At 34.8% G+C, this 19,749-nt stretch carries 8 protein-coding genes, 1 tRNA gene and 1 pseudogene; 1 reads left to right on the forward strand and 9 read right to left on the reverse strand.

Translation table 11 applies throughout. From position 1 onward, the window contains the following. Positions 1–43 precede the first annotated feature (43 nt). Together LV469_04760 and LV469_04765 are read right to left on the reverse strand one after the other, a co-directional pair. Positions 44–7,657, reverse strand: coding sequence for an InlB B-repeat-containing protein (locus LV469_04760; protein UHR01969.1), 7,614 nt, complete (start codon positions 7,655–7,657; stop codon positions 44–46). A 323-nt stretch (positions 7,658–7,980) separates the two neighbouring features. Then, a complete protein-coding gene (locus LV469_04765) occupies positions 7,981–12,795 on the reverse strand; it encodes an S-layer homology domain-containing protein (protein ID UHR01970.1) in 4,815 nt (1,604 codons plus the stop codon). A gap of 275 nt (positions 12,796–13,070) precedes the next feature. On the opposite strand from LV469_04765, the gene LV469_04770 reads away from it, so the two are divergent. Further along, positions 13,071–13,991, forward strand: a complete 921-nt coding sequence (locus LV469_04770; GenBank protein UHR01971.1) for an L-lactate dehydrogenase — start codon at positions 13,071–13,073, stop codon at positions 13,989–13,991. 149 nt (positions 13,992–14,140) lie between these two features. Here LV469_04770 and LV469_04775 read toward each other — a convergent pair whose 3' ends face one another. From LV469_04775 to LV469_04805, 7 genes and pseudogenes are all read right to left on the reverse strand, one after another. Beyond that, the gene (locus LV469_04775; protein UHR01972.1) at positions 14,141–14,809 is read right to left on the reverse strand and encodes a DUF1275 domain-containing protein; all 669 of its coding nucleotides are present in this window, start codon (positions 14,807–14,809) and stop codon (positions 14,141–14,143) included. Positions 14,810–14,949: 140 nt separating this feature from the next. After that, positions 14,950–15,041 (reverse strand) — tRNA-Ser (locus LV469_04780). Between the two features lie 182 nt (positions 15,042–15,223). After that, complete coding sequence (locus LV469_04785) at positions 15,224–15,841, reverse strand: methyltransferase domain-containing protein (protein UHR01973.1); 618 nt, start codon at positions 15,839–15,841, stop codon at positions 15,224–15,226. 170 nt (positions 15,842–16,011) lie between these two features. Further along, a complete protein-coding gene (locus tag LV469_04790) occupies positions 16,012–16,950 on the reverse strand; it encodes an alpha/beta hydrolase (GenBank protein UHR01974.1) in 939 nt (312 codons plus the stop codon). A 546-nt stretch (positions 16,951–17,496) separates the two neighbouring features. Further along, positions 17,497–18,522 (reverse strand): alpha/beta fold hydrolase, encoded by a 1,026-nt coding sequence (locus LV469_04795; GenBank protein ID UHR01975.1) that lies wholly within the window; start codon positions 18,520–18,522, stop codon positions 17,497–17,499. Positions 18,523–18,926: 404 nt separating this feature from the next. Beyond that, positions 18,927–19,385, reverse strand: coding sequence for a GNAT family N-acetyltransferase (locus LV469_04800; GenBank protein ID UHR01976.1), 459 nt, complete (start codon positions 19,383–19,385; stop codon positions 18,927–18,929). 72 nt (positions 19,386–19,457) lie between these two features. Next, a pseudogene (locus tag LV469_04805) lies at positions 19,458–19,648 on the reverse strand (sigma-70 family RNA polymerase sigma factor). Positions 19,649–19,749 lie beyond the last annotated feature (101 nt).

Here is a 19,749-nt window from a genome sequence, read left to right on the forward strand (position 1 = left end):
AGTCTCAAACTGCTCTTTTCTTTATACATATTCTACGTATTTCTTAGTTAAAACTTTTTACTGTATATTCTCTTACTTCGGATTTTACTCCGTCTTTTTCAGCCCAGTAACGGATTTGATCTCCTGCTATTAGTTGTTTTTCTAGGGTGAAGGTTGTAAAGTCTTGACTTATTATTCTTCTTCCCCTTCTGCTTCTTACAGTTTTGGTTTCTGCTGTATATTCTTTCCAAGTTCCATTTATTTTTACTGCGAGTTTTCCGCTTGCACCATTTAGGTTGCTTAGTACATAGACTGTCTTGTAGCCTGCTCTTGGTAATTGGATTTCCATTTGTGGCAGGCTTGCTCCAAGTGCTTTTATTTCTGTGTCTTCTGTGAAGGTTATGACTAGTTTGTTGTTTTCAAGAGTTTTTCCTTCCCAGCCTTTGAATGTGTAGTCCATGGTTTTGTTGTAGACTGTTGGCGGGTCTATTGTTACTTCTTTGTCTTTTCTTACGTAGAATTTTCTTATAGCTTTTATGAAGGCTTTGTCTGTATCAGCTTCTGCTACTTTGAAGGTTACGATTATCATACCGTCTGGCCTATTTGCTTTTATTTGGTCGTCTGGTATGTTTGGATCTATTGGGATGATGTCTTCTGATTCGTATTTGGCGTTAAAGACTATGTCTTGTCCTTCTAGTTTGAGTTCCTTGTCCCAGCCTATGGCTTTGTAGTATTTTGCTGCTTTTATTTCTGGCACTTTCATTCCGGCTTGTTTTGCGTCTTCAAAGGATAGGTCTTTTGCAACTTTGTAGGTGACTTCTTCTTTGTTTAGACTTCCATTTGCTTCTTGTTTGAAGCTTACTTTTATAAATTGTGGTTCTACTTGGTCGTTTTCTCTTATTTCTTTTACTGGGTCTTGCCAAGTAGCTATTAGGGTTTTGTTTTCTTCTATGCTTGTGTTTAAATCGAAGTAAGCGGCCTCATTTTCTTTGCCTTTTTCTTTCCAACCGACGAATACTTTGCCTTCAAGTTTTGGTTCGTCAAAGGCTTGTAGTTTTTGTCCATGGGAAACTTCTTGACTTTTTACGTTGCTTCCTCCCATTGAGATGAAGGTTACGGTGTGCTTAGTGCTTGTCCATTGGGCTATGGCTGTTTTATTTTCATTTAATGTTATTTGATCTCCCTCTCCATAAGTTGTGTCATCTATCTTCCAGCCTGCAAATACCGCATTTTCTTTTTGTAATTTGCCTTTGTTTGCCAAGTTAACTACGGTACCAACTTTTACCCTTATAGCATCTGGCACTGTTCCTCTTACATCAGCTCCACCATTTTCATAAATCAATGTTACCGTCTTTTCTATTGCTTTAAAGATAGCAACAAATTCTTTGTTTCCTTTGATAACTGAACCTTCGTCAATATTTTCTTGCCATTCTTTAAATTCGCAATCTTCATTCGCAGTGACCTTTGGTATTACTATGGTCTTGTTGTCCGGTGTTTTTGTTTGGCCTATTTTAATACCAGCGTTTGGATTTACGAAGTAGACTATTTCATCTTTGCCATCTACTTTTCCATTGCCATCTGTTTTGAAGGTGACTGTTACATAGCCTTCTGGCTTTTTAACGCTATCATCAGTTTTAGTAATTATGTCATTTGACTTTTCAAATTCAAATTCGAAAACTGCCTCTTGTGCAAATTGTCCTTTTAGGGTCTTGCCATTTGCATTAGTCCAATTTTCTCCATTCACAAAGTATCCAGTGTCTGGTGTCTTTTTGATTGATGCTGCTATTGCTTCTAAATCTATTTCTACTTCTGGTGATACATAATAGATGAAGTCGCCTGTGAGTGTGCCTTCTAGTTTTCCGCCTTCTTTGGCTTTTAAAGTAATTTTTACATAGTTTTCAAGGGCTTCTTTTGGTCTTTCTCCATTTGACCCTGCTTTGACTATGTTATCATGCACTTCTACAGGTATTTTGATTGGGTTTGCGTCTGAGCCTTCTGTTGTTCCATCGGTGTATTTTATTATTACTTTTGCTTCCGCTTTTCCAACCTCGTCTTTATTCGGAGTGCTAATTACTTGTATTGAGCCTATTTGCTTGCCGTCTGGTGGAGTTATCTTGCCTTTTAATATATCAGATGTGATTTCTTTTCCCTTAGGCGTATCTAGGGGAGCAATCGTGCTTTTTCCTATTAATTCTTTTGCGTCTATTTCTTCTTCATAGCTTGCTTTTATTAGGGTAACTTTTTGTGTGAATTTGTTTTTAGCTAAGTCTATGTCTAAGACTGGATTTAGGTCTGTTAAGCTGTTGTCATCTGCTCCTTCTTTTATCTTTTGCCACTTGTCGAAGTTGTATTTTACTTTTTGAGTGCCTAGAGATTCTCCATTATTGTCTTTTAGTTCGACTTCTTGGTCTTCTTTGCCTTTTGGATTTGAAACTGTTATTGCCACTTCTTTTGTTGGGTTTACCCAGAAGGTTTGACTTTGTTTTTCGTCTGCTTCAAGTGCTGCTTTTTCCGTCTTGTCTATTATGACTTTTACATAGCTTGCTGGTACGTCCGGTTTATTTGCCGGGTCTGTTTGTTCTACCACATCTTGTGCAGATCTTGGTGTGATCAAGGTTTCTTCTGTGAATTTGTGGCGCTTTGTAAAGTCGAAGATGCCATTTTCTTTTTCTTCTTCATTTTGTGCTTTCTTGTCTGCTGTCCAGTTTGTGAATCTAGAATCGCCTGCAGTGTCTATTTTCGGTATTTCTACCCAAGCATTTTTGTTTACATAATAAACTTTTGAGTCTCTTGCATCAAAGTCCTTGTTTGGTTTTACCCTTACTTTTATATAGTCTCCAGTTACATCTTTCAAGCCGCCATCTTTTGCTTCTAGTTTTTCTGCATCTGATAGGAATTTAGGCTTGTCAGCATTCTCATTCAAGGCTTCGTAGACATTCTTGTAAATCTTTATCGGAATAACAAGCTCTTGTGTGTCCTTTTTATCTTTAAATTTAACTTTAGCCTTGATATTTACTGTGCGAACCAGCTCATCCTTGTCAGCTTTTTTCTTTTCATTTACTAATTCAAAAACTTTTTCATCAGTTAAAGCCTGGTCTTTGTCGTCAAAAAGTTCAACAGTTGTATCTTGAGGAAGTTCTTTTTCTACAAGTTTTTCTCTTCCATTTTCCTTTACTTTTTCTTTCCAAACAATTTGCTTCTTTAGATTTTCAAGAGTCGGAGCAAATTTATTCGACCAGTTTTTTGTCGCATCCGCCTTATCATCTTTGAAAGCTTCTGTTATGACCATGCCCTTAGCAGCAGCACCAGACCAGTCAAAATAGGCAGTGAAAGTATAGGGCCTTTGGATGTCAGTTGACTCATTAAGCCACTTTTCATTGTCCCACTTGCTAAAGCTCTTACCTGAATCTGGAGTGATATAGTATCTGCCTTCTTCTTTTGCTTTAGGATTTCCACTAGCGTCTTTGCCATCTTCCCAGATTATTGGATGAGGAAGCTTATCAGACTTTAATCCCTTGATTACATCATAGTAAATTGCTGTTACTTCTTTTCCGGCTTTGTCCTTAAATACTCCACCCTTGTTTGTCTCATCTACCTTGAAGGTAACTCTTACATAACCATCTGGTACTGGGTCTTTTGGATCTGTGACTTCTATAACTCTTGCATCCTTATAGTAGAAAATAATCTCATCGGCTCCAGTTCCATTGATGCCCAACAATTCGTTGGTGTTTTCATTCACATCATAAAAGAGTTGTTTTTGCGGCTTTTCTCCATCTGCTAAAACCCATCCTGGTATTGGTCTATAGTTTCTGGCGTCGTAATGGCGGCATTGGCTTATTACACTTTCCGCAGCCACAATGCTATATTTATCTAAAATTTCTTTTAAAGCCGCCTTGTTTTCGCCGAATTTGACCTTGTTAGCCTTATTTAAATCTGTAATTTTCGCTTCTTGCTCTTCTTTTGTCAATCGTTTAAAGTATTCATCATCTTTCAAATCATCAAGCTTTCCAAGTTCCATTTTCTTGATGCAATTTTCTATTTCTTCCTTGCCTCTTTCATCTATATAGTTGACCTTGTAGTTACGAGTTCTAAAAGGTCTATAAAAGAATCTGAAGATATTGGATTCATTTTCTTTGAAATTAGGATTATCAATCAGCTTATTCTCTGCATCTAAAATCCTTTTTGGAACTACTTCAAAAGTTTGGAAAAATGAGTTATTTAGCTTGATCTTTTCGTTATAGTCCTTATATATTTCTTTTATGGTCTTACCATCTATAACCTTTTCAGTATTGTCTAATCTACCCTCTACAAAATTGCCATCTTTATCCTTGTAGCAGCCCAATTCGTCCTTGGAAGCCAAGATGTACTTACTATTTTGCATTTCTCCGACTGTCGCAACCATATATCCAGCACGTTTGTCTTCAAGAGTGACTTCTCTAGGGTTATTTTTTATTCTGGCATCTAACTTATAATCATTGTCCAACATATAGTGTTTGACCTTGATATCCACTTTTTGGTTGGGCACCCAAATAGCCTTTAAATAAAGAGGCGACACCACATCGTTGCCAAAAGCGTATAGTTCGGGAACTTTGTATTTTCCTTTATAGTCATTACTTTTACCTTCATCTAGTTCTTCTGTATAGTCGCCTTTTGCATTCTTTTTGTATCGAATGACTTCCCAACCCATAAAATCATAGCCCTTCCTTTCAGGGTTCACTGGTTTTACGAGTTTTTGTCTTTGGACTACAGTAAAGATTTGCTTGTCTTTATCACTGTTTTCGTCTTTTTCAGGATAAGTTTTCTTTTCTTCAAATCCTATGTCCCCTACCTTGATGGTCTTTCTTTCTGTTGTGATTTCATTTTCACTAAGTGATTTTAAGTTTCCTCCATTAGAATCAAAAGTGATTTTCCAACGGTAGTCAGGTTCTGCCCATTTAGCATAGAGGTTGACAGGGTGAGTAGGCATAATTTCATTTTCGTTTAGATAAATAAGTTTTGTGCCTGCAGGATCTAGAGCCCAGCCTTTAAATTCCATTTGATCTGTGATGTTGTCTGGTCTTTTAACCTTTAGTTTGCCATCTTTAGGATCTACAAATATAAGTTCATTAAGACCCATCTCCTTCAGATTTTGGGGATTATCTATTTTGAATTTTTCTCTCTTTGTTATTGTGCCAGCTTTTATTTCTTCGTCTTCTTTTGCCACTATCTTAGGATCTAAGTTAACTAGTGGGAATTGGTATAAAGTTTCCAAGGAGTTGGTGCTATTAAATTCATCATCGCCCTTGGTCTTTGACGGGTCATAGTTAAACCTCAAAGGATACTTGTTGCGATGGTAGAAGAATCGTAAATAGCCATTTTCTTCAAATTCATCCCCATCCAAAGAATCTCCAAATTCATCAGCATCGTTAAAAAAATCTTTTATAAAGTTTAGTTGGCCTACATTGCATACATTTCCATAAATGTCATAGTGTCGCTCTTTTGTTTCAGGATAGGGGGTAATTTCTTCACGTTCATCGTTTATATTATCAATGTCATCTTCACTAACTCTACCATGCTCCTCTTCACCCTCTTTAATACTTGGCCATCCAGACTTAGCATTATAACCATAAGGGGTGAAACCTTGAACTATTGGGTACTTGTGACCATATGTTAGGGAAGATGTATCCGCCTTGGTCCGAACTAGGTCATAGGCTATTATTTTTTCATTCGGCTTAAATCCATCCATCCAAAAGTCCATATGGTGAGGGATAGAATCCTTCTGCTGTTTTATACCGAAAGAGATAGTTGTAAAATCTTTGGCTTTTATCTTTACACCATTGCCGCCATCGATTTCTTTCACATAGCCACCCCAACTATCATAGTTTTCCATATCGACAAACTCATCTGCATTTAGCCTATAAGGAGGGGTGTCCAAATACCTTGGCCAATTCGGCGCACTATAGTTTGGTCCCCAACCAAAACTTTGCAATCCAGGAGTAAAGCCCTTAGTTTGCATGGCATCGTTTGGCCACTTATACATCACCTCGTTGAAGCGAGCCTTGAAGTGGTAAGGGTCTCCTGGTCCACCTAATCTTACCTGCTTATATTTTTTTGAATCGTATCCCCAAATCTCAGGGTAAAAAGTTTCTTTATCAGATAAGGCGTTAGATTTGGTGAAATAAAGGTCGTAGACTTGTCTATCATAGTAGATGTTGTAGACCGTTTTACCAGTTGATGAAACCGGCTTAATTTCTCTAACCTTGTTAGGATGTTCAGGGTCTATCGGTTCTAAATTTTCTCTTTCAGTTAATTCTTTGTTGTAAACATAAAACTTGTTTAATTCCTTATACATATTCTTATAAAATTTAGCACCACTCCATATTTTTTTTAGACGGGCATCATCTAGGTCAGGGAATTTTATGCCATTTATTGGCATATCAGCTAGATAAGGTCTAAAACCCCTATCAATATCTTTATAGATATGAGTACCTATATATTCGTACTTTTCTAAAAAAGATGCATTATCAGCATGGTCTGCCTTTTCTGCCCAAAATTGGACAGCGAAGTCTGCCTTTTCTTTCTCCTTCCAAGTGGCTTTGAAAACAAGCTTTTCTCTTTCTTCTACCTTGTTACCCAGCTTTAGAGCTGGCATCTTTAGCTTTACATCTAGATCAAGGGACGGTCTGCCATCAGCCTTAGTTATAATATTATCTTTTTTAAACCTTCTATTATCAGCTGATACGATATCATTAGACGGCTTCCATCCTAGGAAAACACATCCATCCTTTTTAGGTATGCTTTTTTCATCTATTTTTGGAATTTCTTGTGAATAATAAAGGGTGCGGCTTGGAATTGGTGTGCCACCATCTGTATCAAATATTACATCATAGTGGGCGATTCTGTAGCGATACTCTATCTTAAAATTGCTGGCATCATCTGGCACTTGCATGCTGACGTAGTCATTTTCTTGGACATATCCAGGCCTATCTTTTTCTTCCAAAGGATTTACTGTAATGGTCGAACCAGTGTTGCCCTTTTGTAAAGTTATCTTTTCAACACCTTCGGCGCTTTTGTCCCCCTTTTTATTTGAAGGATTTACAGGCACTATATATCTTCCTTCTTGATCTGTAACGCTTCCGTCAGAATTGGTGTATTTGGAAAAGTCTTCCAAGCTTTGGAAGATGTGTTTTACCTTTATTTCATTTTCTTTTGCCTTGTATTTGAACTCTTGCTTTCCCTCAAACTTATTTGCGGTTTGTTCTCCACCTTCCGCTTTTGATTTTACAGTTTTGTAGTCGATTTTAAATGAGTCTGCATATGTTGGCTTGTCATAGCCCGGCATGTCGGGAATTAAAATATCCCTGTTGACCTTGGCCTTTTCATCTTCACTAGCTTTTTCTCCTACCGTTGCCACATAGGGTTGATAGTTGACTCTATAATACTCTCCCCTTTGTACCTTGTAATCTGTACGAAATGTATAGATATTTGGTTGCACTGGGTTTTTGACAAATTCTTTTGCATTATCTGCTTTTGCAGGTTTGACATCCAATTTGTTCACATCCCTCTTGTACATAAGGGGTGTGATGTCATAATTGATGTTATCCTCTTTATTAACCTCTGCAAAGGCCCCAATGGGTGCAGATAAGAGCATCAATATGGCGAGTATAAGTGTCATCATCTTCTTTAAATAGTTTTCCATGTTCCCTTTTATTCTCTCCTTTTCTTCTTGACAAATTTCATATCTTCTCCAGCTTTAAAAATTTAATCTATGTAAATTAGAATTCGACTGGCGAATAAATTTGTATCTATATACACTCATCATATGTTAAAATTGCCTATAAATCAATAATCTAAGTGTTTTTTTTGATATGAATTTCATTTTTTTATTTTTATTGGCGATTTTTTAATTATCTTATTGTTTTATTTATTTTTATTTTTTTAATTATTCGAACTTTTTTTTCGTATTTTTTCATCTTTTTTATCAAAAAAACAGAGACCTCTTGGATCTCTGTTTTAGATTTGTTATTTGATTGTATAGATTATGGTTGCTATCTGCGCCCTGGTTAAACCGGTCTTGGGACTAAATTTATTCTTGCCCATGCCCTTTATGATATTTAGCCTTGAAAGTTCTTTTACAGATTCTCTTGCCCAGCTTGAGATTTCATGTGTATCACTGAAGTTTTTCGCATCTTTTTCTTTCAGGTCTAGTTTGATGATTTTATTAAATCTCGTCAAGATGACAGCCATTTCTTCTCTTGTCATTTCCTTGTCCGGGGCAAAGGAGTTCTCGCTCCTACCTTGGATTATTTTGTTTTCGTATGCCCAGGCTATATAGGAAGCATAATACTTGTTTGAGTTTATGTCTTTGAATTTTTTGAGTTTAAATTTGCTTTCGTCTATGCCCGCCCTTCGGCCTAAAATCGACACAAATTCTGCTCTGGTGATTTTGGCTTCAGGTTTGAAATCTTGACCATCTACTATTTCTTTGAAGTAGCCTTTTTCTAGGGCATATTTTATCTGTTTTTCTGCCCAGTGATTTTTTATGTCTTGATAGTCGGTCTTTTCTTGCATTTTAGGTTCTTCTTTTGATTGGGTTTTTTCGGTTTTTGCTCTTGGTACTTGGGAAATGTCAAAGACGAACCTATTTTCAGGTTTCTTGTCCTCTATCTTTTTGTCCTCTTTTTTATCCTCTTTGGGTTCTTCTTTAGAATTTTTATTTATTTCATTTTGTCTTGTAGCACTTTCAATTATCTCATTGAGGACATTTAGATCGGATGCCGCTGCAATTTTTGTCTCTATTTCTTTTCTTTGAGCATCTGTCAAATACACAAGACTTTTTATTTTTTCTAAAGTCTTGTCCTTTTGCTCCTTGAGCCTTGCATCAGCTGCTGCTTCTTCATCTTTTCTAGTCTTATCAAGATTAGCTGCTTTTTTATTTATTTTTTCAATTTGAGCTGGATCTTGGGCCTTTTTAATCTTTTCTATAAAGTCTTTCTTTTCTTCTGGCGACAATTTTTGCAGTTGATTTATTTTATTTTCGCCATCTTCTATTGCCTTTTCAAGTTTTTCCTTGTCAGCTTGCATTAACTTTACAGGATCAATTGTCACAATCCAGGCATATTTTCCTTCTATTTTGCTATAAAAATCATCCTTTACTCTTATTGTATTTTTAGTTTGAGCCTTGTACTTGTAGGTGTTTTCTCCTACTTTTTCTATGAAATCTGCTTTCAAGTCATAGCTCTTGCCGCTGCAGTCTTTTAAAACTAGAGTGAAGGGACTTTTTTCTGGTGTGAGCTCTATTCTTTGATCGTTTGTGACCCTTGCATAGGTATAGCCTCTTATTGTATTTTTCAAGGCTGAGAAGTCGCAAATTTTATTGTTTGCAAAGGAAAAGTTTGCGAATACTTTGTGCCCTTCAAGGTCCGAGACATCTTTTATGTTGTTGTTTTCCAATCTAAGATATTTGATGCCTGGCAAATTTTTCAAAGTGCTTATGTCTTCTATTTTATTGTCATATAGGCTCAAATTCTCTAACTTGTCTAGATTTTTCAAGGGACTCAAATCTTGAATCTCATTTTTGCCAAGATCAATAAGTTTCAAATTTTTCAGATTTTGCAAGGAAGCCATGTCTTTAATCTCGTTATTTATAAAACTTATAGATTGCAGACTGGATAGATTTTCCAAAGCACTGATATCTTCTATATAATTTGAGTCCATGTTTATAGTTTTCAAGTTTTTTAGAGTCTTGATAGGACTTAGATTTCTTATTGAGTTTTCAAAAAGAGTCAAGTTCTCTAGGTTTGTCGCATTTTCAAGTCCTTTTAGGCTCACCAAGTACATGTTTTTTGTGATGCTTAGATTAGTAAATAGAGCCATTTCGTCTTCGAAAATTTCATTTTCTGCTTGGGGCTTTTTGTAAGTTTTAGAAAGCGCAGCAGAAATTTCTCCTCCGTATCCATCCTTAGACTCAAAGTCTTTTTCTCCAGATTTTAAAATTTTCAAAAGGGCTTCTTTGAGGACAGATATATTTTTTAGCGTGTCGTCTATTTCAAAATCTACCCTTGTTCTTTGGCTTGGTGGAGTCGGCTTTTCTTCTTCATTGCCTCCGCCTTCATTTGGGTTTGGCTTTTCATCTTCATGCTTGGGAAGAGCAGATGCATCTATATTTATTATCCATATTGGAGTTCCTGTATCTTTGGCTTTTCCTATATTTACTACCGTATTTTCTGGCTTTTGTATGAATTTGTAAATGCCATTTTCGCCTCTTTCAATTATGTTTTGATAATCTCCGTTTAAGCTAGAGCCGAGTTTTGCCTCTTCCAGATTATAGTCTCTGCCTTCTTTGTCAATTAAGTTTAGGCTAAAGGCATTTTCTTTTAGCTTGATGTCGATATTTTGATTGCCAAAGGCGAATTTATATTGTGATAAGCTCAAGTCTTTTATAGGCGAAAAGTCTTTTATTTTATTTTCATTGATATATAAAGTCTTTAATCCTGCTAAGTTTTTTAGTGGTGTTATGTCTTCTATTTCATTAGAATTAACTTTTAAAATCGTCAAATTTTTAAAGTCTTTTAAGAAATCCAAGCTTGCTATTTTGTTTCCTTGCAAGGCTAGCTCTGTGAGATTGGTCATTTTTTCTAGACCTTTAGTGTCTTTTAGACCTTTCCCCCTATATGTGAATTTCTTGAACATTTTCATTTCAAAGTCATATAGATCTTCGCTATCTTTATCCTTTTCATAGTTGGGGTTATCTAAAATTATATCAGCTTTAAGCTGGCCTCTACCCCTTCTTGTGGAATGATTCTTATTTTTTAAAAGGTCTAAAATAAATTCTTTTAAATCCTCATCTCCAAATTCAACAATCTCTTTGTTTACTTCTATATCTTTTTCTACTTGGAATTTAAAGCTGTCAGATTTTACTGGCTTTAAATTTTCTGCCGAAATACTCAGATAAGCTTCATAAGCTTCGCCCACTTGGCTTTTTGCTTTTAGTCCTTCTTTGGGCTTTATTTTGATTTCTAAGCTGGAACCCTTTGTTAGATTTACATCTGAAAGCTCACCTTCAACTATGTCAAAAGATGCCTCGTCTTTGCCTTCCAAGCTGATGTTTAGCTTGCTTATATCTGTGTTACCTATGTTTTTTATTTCCACCTTAAGCGGATTTATTTCTTCAAGCTTATAATTTTCTTTTACTTTTTCAAACTTATCTAAGACAGATACTTGCACCGCCGACATGTCTATCTCTTTTGTCAAGGCACCTAGAGTGAAGTTTCTGTCTATGTTGTAATATGATTCGCTTTCTGGGCCATTATAAAGGAAGGACACATCTTGATTGCTTTGGTAGTCGTAACAAGAAATAGTCTTTGCGTTGCTTCTGAATTTTAGGGCAAACTTGTCCTTGGATAGGCTTATGTCGTCATTTATTTTGATTGTATAAAATCCCGCATGGCTCAAGTTTCCACTTGCTATTTTTTTCCAATTTGAATTGTCTTTTATAATGAGTTTTTTAAATTTCTCTCCCTGATAGTTGAAAGTTCTCTCTTGAGTTTTGAAATTGTCACTATCTTCTGTCAAATATATCTCATACCATATCGGGGTATTGGAGCTATTATAAAATCTCACATCAGTTAACTTTTCAGGCTCTTTGGTATGTCTCTTATAGATATTTATCGCCCCGTTGGCATTGCTTCCATTTCCAATTTCAGTTCTGTTGCCCTTGTAGTCAGAGTAGGTATAGATGTGAGTAGACTTGTCTTTAGCATCTTCTATTCTCGGAAAGATGAATAGGGGATCTCTTTTCCCTTTAGTAAAGGAGTCATAGGATATCCACATAAATCCATCCTCTTTTTCTCCGACTTTTTTCTTGCCCCAAGAATTTTTTACTAAAAAAGCTCCCCTAGCTTCTTCGTTTTTCTTGTTGATGATTTTCATTTCGTCATCCCAACCCACTATTGTGACTTGGTGATTGACTATAGCCCTTTCGCCTAAATTTCCAGAATCTTGTGTTTTGACTCTGTGATACTTGTCTTTAGGATTGGTCTTTTCATATCCATAAGCATCATTAAAACCGTCATCATCATAGTATCCACTCGCAACAGAGCCGTATTCCATGACACATTTTTTTATATTATCCACGTTGCAATCTAGCTCTATCATGTCCGGCACATAAAATTCGTGTAATTGTTTGTCGGCATCATCCATGAGATTTACTGTCCTATTGTCAAAAGTTTTGCTACCTGCTTTTGGATTGTTCTCTAAGATTTCGTATTCTTTAGCATTTTTTTCTTGAACAGGCCCTGCCAGTCTTGAAAAATATCTCATGGCAATCAGATTGTTGCCGCCCCTTTCCAAGTCCACATCCTTAGATGCATTGTATGCCATGTGGCCTTCAGAAAAATCAAATTCTCCCTTGCCTTCTTTTAGCAAAAGAGTTTCAATCGTCGAAAGAGATGAGAAGGCCCAACAAATTCCCGCCATGTACTGATTTTTTACAGGGCTTATAATATTTCTTTCTCTTGAATCATATTTTTGGGGAAACCCTGCTTCCCTCAATTGATCTAAAGACCTTCTATTTCTGGTTCTAAGACTGCTTTTCTCCCTTGTGTTTATGTATTTTTCTGGGATATATCCGTAAATAAATTCGTCCTTGTGATTGATGTAGTATGTGTATTCAGGGTTTAGGACTGGTTCAGTTATACTTTCGTTTAGATTATACATTTCATCTTGATTTTCATCTCGAAAGTACGCACTCTCTGCATAAGCACCACTTCCCAGAGAAGATATACTTATAATTAGTGCTAACAAGAGCACAAACATTTTTTTAAAATATCCTTTCATTTATTCCTCCTTTTTTAATACTTGTTTAATTGTAATTCTATCATTAATTGATAAGGATTGTCTATTGTATTAATTTTTTTCTAAAATTTTTAATTTACAAATTTTTTTCTCCTCACTTATTAATAATCTAATTCAAAAAACCTACAAAGATTGAAAAGCTAACGCTTTATTATGTATATTTAAAAGTTATCAATTTTTTTATTGGTGATTATTTATTTGCTAATTATTTTACAAATTATTCTTATATTGTTATAATTAGTTTCGAGGTGATATTTATGAAATTAGGTATTATAGGTGCAGGTGCTGTCGGCTTTGCTGTTGGATATACAGCAGCAAAAATGGGCATAGTATCTGATATCAAATACAACGATATAATCGAAGAAAAGGCCAAGGCTCAAGCCATGGATATAGAAGATGCTTCAAGCTTCTATCCCCACTATGTAAAGATGGGCTGGGGTTCTTATGCCGATATGGCTGATAGGGACATCATAGTGCTTGCCACTGGCGATTTGTCCGGTATCAACGATAGACTTCAAGAATATGTGCAATTTAAAGACGCTACCGAAGCTTATGTAAAAGAAATAGTAGCGGCTGGTTTTAAGGGTATATTTATAGTTGTAAGCAATCCTTGCGACTTGATGGCTAACCTGGTTTACAAGGCAAGTGGCTTTCCTAAAGAAAGAGTTATCGGATCAGGCACAGCTCTTGACACTGTAAGACTAAATACAACTCTTGCAAAAATTTTGGAAATAGATCCTTCAGATGTGAGGGGTATTACCATGGGCGAACATGGCGAAAGCCAATTTGTCGCTTGGTCAAATATCCTAATTAGCAATATAAAATTGGATGAATATTTGAAGGCAAATCCGAGAGATTTCTCAAGAGTTGAAGTTGAAAATCTCGTCAGAGAAAGAGCCTGGAGAGTAGTAGACGGCAAGGGCCACACCCAATGCGGTATAGGAAATACAGTTTGCTCTATGATAGATGCAATTGTAAATGACAGAAAGAAAATAATCCTTGTATCTACCCTTCTAAATGGCATGTATGGTCTTGATGATATCTATCTGTCGACACCATGTGTTCTCGGTAAGGGCGGCATGGAAAAAGCCTTAGAGCTTGACCTTACAGAAGAAGAATTGAAGAAGTTGAAACACTCTGAAGAAGTCTTGAAGTTCAACAGAGATAAGTACAAATAGAAAAATGCCACCTGTTTTATAACAGGTGGTTTTGCTTGCAAAGACAATTATAAAAACACAAGTCTACTCAAAATTTGGACTTGTGTTTTTTAATGTTAATTTTATTTTTTCTTATTAATTATTTCAATATTCTGAAATAGTCCTATGATTTATAAAGACTTTTTAATCCGTCTGCCCTTTTTTAAAAGAGTCATCCAGACTGCAAAAAGGATCAGCTCTAAAAATAGCAGGGCAAAATGGTGAAAGATGTCCGAAAGGATAAAGCCCACAAAAGCTCCCAAAATAAAAGTAGCTATTATTGCCAAATATTTTAAAGCCATAAGCCCATGAGGTCTACTCTTATAAATGGCATATTTTGCCACTAGCTCCATTGTATTTCTAACATTGCCAAGAAAGAGGGTCGTGGGATAATCCATATTTATTGCCGATCTAAAGGCGTTTACCTGCAAGGCTGCTGCAAATGCCATAAATCCATTTGCTAGCAGATTAAATCCATCAGGCATAAGAGCCACAAATACCACTACCAGCATTTCAAAAAATATTATGGTCTCCTTCCAAAAATAGACGCCGAGTCTTTTTTTCTCTTCGACATAGGTGGACAACAAGACTCCAGCCGAAAAAAACACAAGCGGAATCAGAGAATGGTAGGCCAGGAGATAGTCTTTCAAAGCCAGACCCTTGGCAAAAATTATAATATTTCCCGTTTGAGCATTTACGAAAAGCCCCCCTCTTATGAGGTAGGAATATCCGTCCATAAAGCCACCTATAAAATTTATTATAAGGACTATAAAAAGGGTCTTCGAAAAATCTTTTCTCATATCTTCCTCCTTATTAATAGCCGATTAAATCTTCTAAAGTAAATTTTATTGATTACTGTTATCTCAATTATAGATGTTACGCTATAAAAAATCTATGTAGGTCTTTTTATGGGCATAAAAAAAGATCCCTCTTGGGATCTTGGCGGAGAAAGAGGGATTTGAACCCTCGCACCCCTCAACGAGGTCTACTCCCTTAGCAGGGGAGCCCCTTCAGCCACTTGGGTATTTCTCCATTCGAGCTACTAAGACAGTTTACCACAAAGAAAAAGGCTTTTCAAGATTTTTTACTAATCCCCCGCTCTTTATTTGTCCTAGATTATGCAAGATAAATAAAATAGAAAAATTTTCCAAAGTCCTAAAAAGCGCCTACATTTAGTAAGCGCTCTATTAAAATTGCTATTTATTTTTTCAAACTTATTTTTTTAATGTGATTAGACCTGCACATTTAGAAAATTTTTCAAATTTTATTTCTGGAAAATAGGACGAAAACTCATCTATTACAAAATAAATTTCATCCTCATCCCATTCATCTCCTACTTCTTTCATACATTTATTATGCTCATCACGTGATTCAAATGCCACATCTGCAATGTATATCACTCCACCTTCATCCAATAGATCAAGTAAGCTTTTTAATAAAATAGCTTTCTCAGAATCAGTTAAATGATGAAGTGAGTATGTTGCAATTATGACATCGTATTTGTTTTCTAAAAGAGGATCTACCAAACCCTTGGAAATATCACCCTCAAAAAGCTTGGATTTAGGCATTTTTTCTTGTGCTATCTCTAGCATCCTTTTAGAAAAATCTTGCCCATATATTTCAAGTCCATGTTCATATAATCTGGATATCAAAGTACCTGTGCCAAACCCGATATCCAAAACATTTTTACATGATGAATCTAATATGCGATTATATATTTCGTTTAGCATCTTTTTATAACCTGCAAATGGATACGATTCATCATTATCGTAAATAGCAACACTTTCATCGTAATTATCGGCCCATAAATCAAACCCTTTATTGTTTAACATTTTACCTCCGTCTTAATTCAATTATTTATTTTTCATTATACCCATCTGGGTAAATCTAACAAGAGAATATTCTATTAATGTAATTTATCCACCTATAAAATAAAGTTACAAAGCCACCTGACTTTAGGTTAAAACTTATTTTTATCATTTCAAGATTCACTTTCTCTTAACTATTTTTTTAGCAATTCAATAATTTCATCTTGTGCAACTCTACCCTCTCTAAAAAATCTCACTAGAGGATAACAGTGGCACATCCCCTTGCCGACAATGATTTCATAGGGGATATGGTATTTTTCCATTGCTTTTTTAAATTCGTCCGCAAAGGCATAGAGGCATTCATTTTCTCCATAATAAAAATATGTTTTGGGAAAGTCGGTAAAATCTCCCACAGTCCCGTCTAGCATATATTCTGGCAGGTCTTGATCGCCTTTTAATATTTCCCTTGCTGTCTTTAGATATGTAGGATCAATCATTACGTCTTTATGGTTAAGTTCTTTTAATTCCTCCCAAATTTTCTTATTTTCCTCAAGAGTTACATCGGGTATGCCGCCGGGTGAAACTGAAATAATCTTGCCGGGCATTTTAAGAGGTCTACCCAAGGCGTTATTATGTAAAAAAATTCCAAGAGATAGGCAAGCTCCAGATGAAAATCCAAGCACACTTATGTTTTTTTCTTCATATATCTCGGTCATGAGCTTGTAGGCTTCTAGAGAAACATCATATGTCTTTTTAACATTTACATCTTCGGAGCAAAGAGGGTAAAATAAAAACCACACATCTTTATGGGTTTTTTCCATTATTCTTTCAGATAGAGAAAAATCTAATTTATTCGGCTGGGTGATCATTCCTCCACCAAAAAGATATAGGACAGCTCCCTTAGCGAAGTCTCGATTTTCTTGATATGAAAGCAGCCTATATCCCATTACATCTCTGTCGAAAAGATAATATTTTTTTCTAGCCGCCCTTTTTTGCGCCTTATCCAGCTCAAAAACTACTTTTGCATTTTCTCCTTTTGCATACTCAAGCATCTCTTCCTTGTCCTTTAAAAACATTTTTTTGACATTTAAAAGTCTGACTATGCCAGCTGCAATTTGATATATAGCGCTCATTTTACACCTCCATTTAAGATTATAACCATCCTTAAAGCCTTTCACATAAAACCAATTAGCTCTAAGCCGCTCCTCTACTGTCCACTTATTTAATTATACTCTTTTTTACATCAATAATTTATTCAATTTTTCATTTTTAAATTATACTAGGGCTTTCATTTCCAATGGAATTAAAAAAATTTATAATTTTATCCTCATTGCCAGAGGCATTAATTTTTTCTTAAAATGGAAAGATATTTTATATGATTTATAATACTTTTCCTGTCTAAAATTATTCTTTTTATTAGGTATCAAAAAAGCACCTACAATTTTGTAAGTGCTTAAAGTATTTAATATTTATTTAGTGAACTTAGATTTATTTATCTGTCCTTATATTCAAAGTTATCGAGTAACTATTCTAGAATACTTTTCGAAAACATTACCAAGCATTTCTCTTTCAAATATTTTTCCCATAAAAGTCTTTTAGACTTATACTTGGCTCTGTGTCTTTATCATAACTGTCTATTATCATAATTTTACCTATAATTTCTATCAACTTTCGTTTCTCTATTTATGATTTTCTTTTAAGAAAGCATCAATAGTTTTTCTTGATTCACTTTTTGCTTTTTCATTGCCTTGAGCTGTTCCACCTGTCGCAACTCTAATTTTTCCTAAATCTAAAATACCATTGCCAGCAAATATATGCCCTGCTTCTTTATAAGAATAGATCTTTGCCTTAGGGTTTTGTTCCTTTATTTTATTTGCCATGGCAAGGCTATTCCACATCAAATCATCTTCGCCTACTATCATCAATATATTTGCCTTAATATCTTTTATTGGTATTAGTTTATCTTGGCTTGATGAGTCTTTTTCTATTGCGCTGTTATAAGTATCTTTAAAGCTAATAGGACTTTTAATAATAGCTGGAACAAGAATATTTTTTAAAAATAAGTTAAATGATGATTTTTTAATATCTATATATGGAAGCTCCTCGCTTTTATATGTCCATGATGAACCATAATCTTTAAAATCTAGACCCGCAAAATTATAAGCTGAAGGTGCTATCAAAATCAGATTATCTATTTCAGGATATTTGCTAGCCAAATTAAGTGCATATTCTGCCCCTTTTGACGCTCCCAAAACACTTATCGGTTTATTGTCTTTTATATTTTTATTTATATAATTAATGACATCTTCAAATTGTTCTAAGGGAATTTTTCTCAGAGTTTGTTCTTGATTTTTCATACCAAACATAAATAGAGCAAAGGTTTCATAACCATCCTCAGCTAATCTTTTAGCATTTTCAAAATTTGGACTTCCTTCAGAACCTCCAAAACAAATTACAAGACCCTTATGCGATTTTTCCTTGGGTACAAATCTAAAGCCTTGCATTTTACCCTCATCTACATAAGTTACATCAACTCCGTCAATATCTGTAGGATATAGACTTGTATTAGTTACATCTTTAAAATATTCTGGAAATTTCAAAGCATTTGTATCTTTATACTTATGGTCATTATATATTCTAAGAATAAAAACTAAAGCTAGTATAATAATGACAAGCAAAAAAATTCTAAAAAATATTTTCTTCATTTTATGACCTTCTTTTAAAATAATATGCAAATTCTAATAATATTTAATAAAAATCTGTTTGCTGTTATTATATCATCTTTAATGCTGAATTGATTACACTAACCTAGGATAATGATTATAAAACTCATTAACAAGTATTTGTCCATAATTCATTCAAGTGTTTGGTCGTTTATTCTATATTTACTCATGATAAAATACTTAATGAGTAAACCCCGACATAAGTAGTAGTTGTTTTGCAATAAAAACCCGACTTTGTCCGCTTAATTAGGGGCGTGTCGGGCGCTGTTGATTATTATTAATCACTTTATAACTCCCTTTAGCTAAACCGCTATGTCGATCTCTAAATATTATTTGTAGGTTAAACCGTTCTAAAACTTGACCTTTCACCACTATATCTAAATATTTTAATGTAAAGATTTTATAAAAAATGGCATTTCACAAATTTGGGCCGATTTAAAACTTTCGTAAAAGTCATTTGCATTTTTATTTGTAGCTCTTATTAATCTAAACTCATCAATATTATTTTTAACACAATCTTTAGTCATTTCATCAAATAACTTTTTTGCTATCCCTTTATTTCTATTCTCAGATAGTACATACACCCAGTCAACATAGCATATTCTATATCCGTCTTGAAAACAAGAATAAAAATGATATTCTATTCTTCCGACTACTTTATCTTCATGCATCGCAAGTATTGAAGTGCTTCTTTTTGTTAATTCATCATCTAATCTTTTATAAAGTTCTTCTTTGCTTGTATCAGATGAACACATAAGTTCCGGTTCCAATGCCATTGCCAATAACAAATAATCATAATACTTATTAAAATTATCTTTGTTTAGTTTTTCAAAAGTATATTCCACAATTTACCTCTTTATAAATATTCTAGCAATTAACTCACGATTAATTTTGTTTTACTCTCTAAAAAGAATAGCTATAGCTTCATCAGAAATATTATATACAAAGCATCCGTCATGATCCAACGATGAAAAAAGAGCAAGTGGTTTTTCTTGTCCACCTGCTCTAAATACTTTTCGTGTTCTTTTTCTCGCCAGTAGACTTTATATATCTGCTCGCTGACTTTAACCCTTTGTCCGTTGACATAAAGGTAATATTCTTTTGGCATTTAATTTCCTCCATTTCTTTTTTGTCTGCATTTTAAGACAAAAAAGAAATGGAGGACTTCTGCACATAGGCATAAGAAGTCCTCTAAAATGAAAGAATTTG

Source organism: Peptoniphilus sp. GNH (genome assembly GCA_021307325.1).
GTDB lineage: Bacteria > Bacillota > Clostridia > Tissierellales > Peptoniphilaceae > KA00134.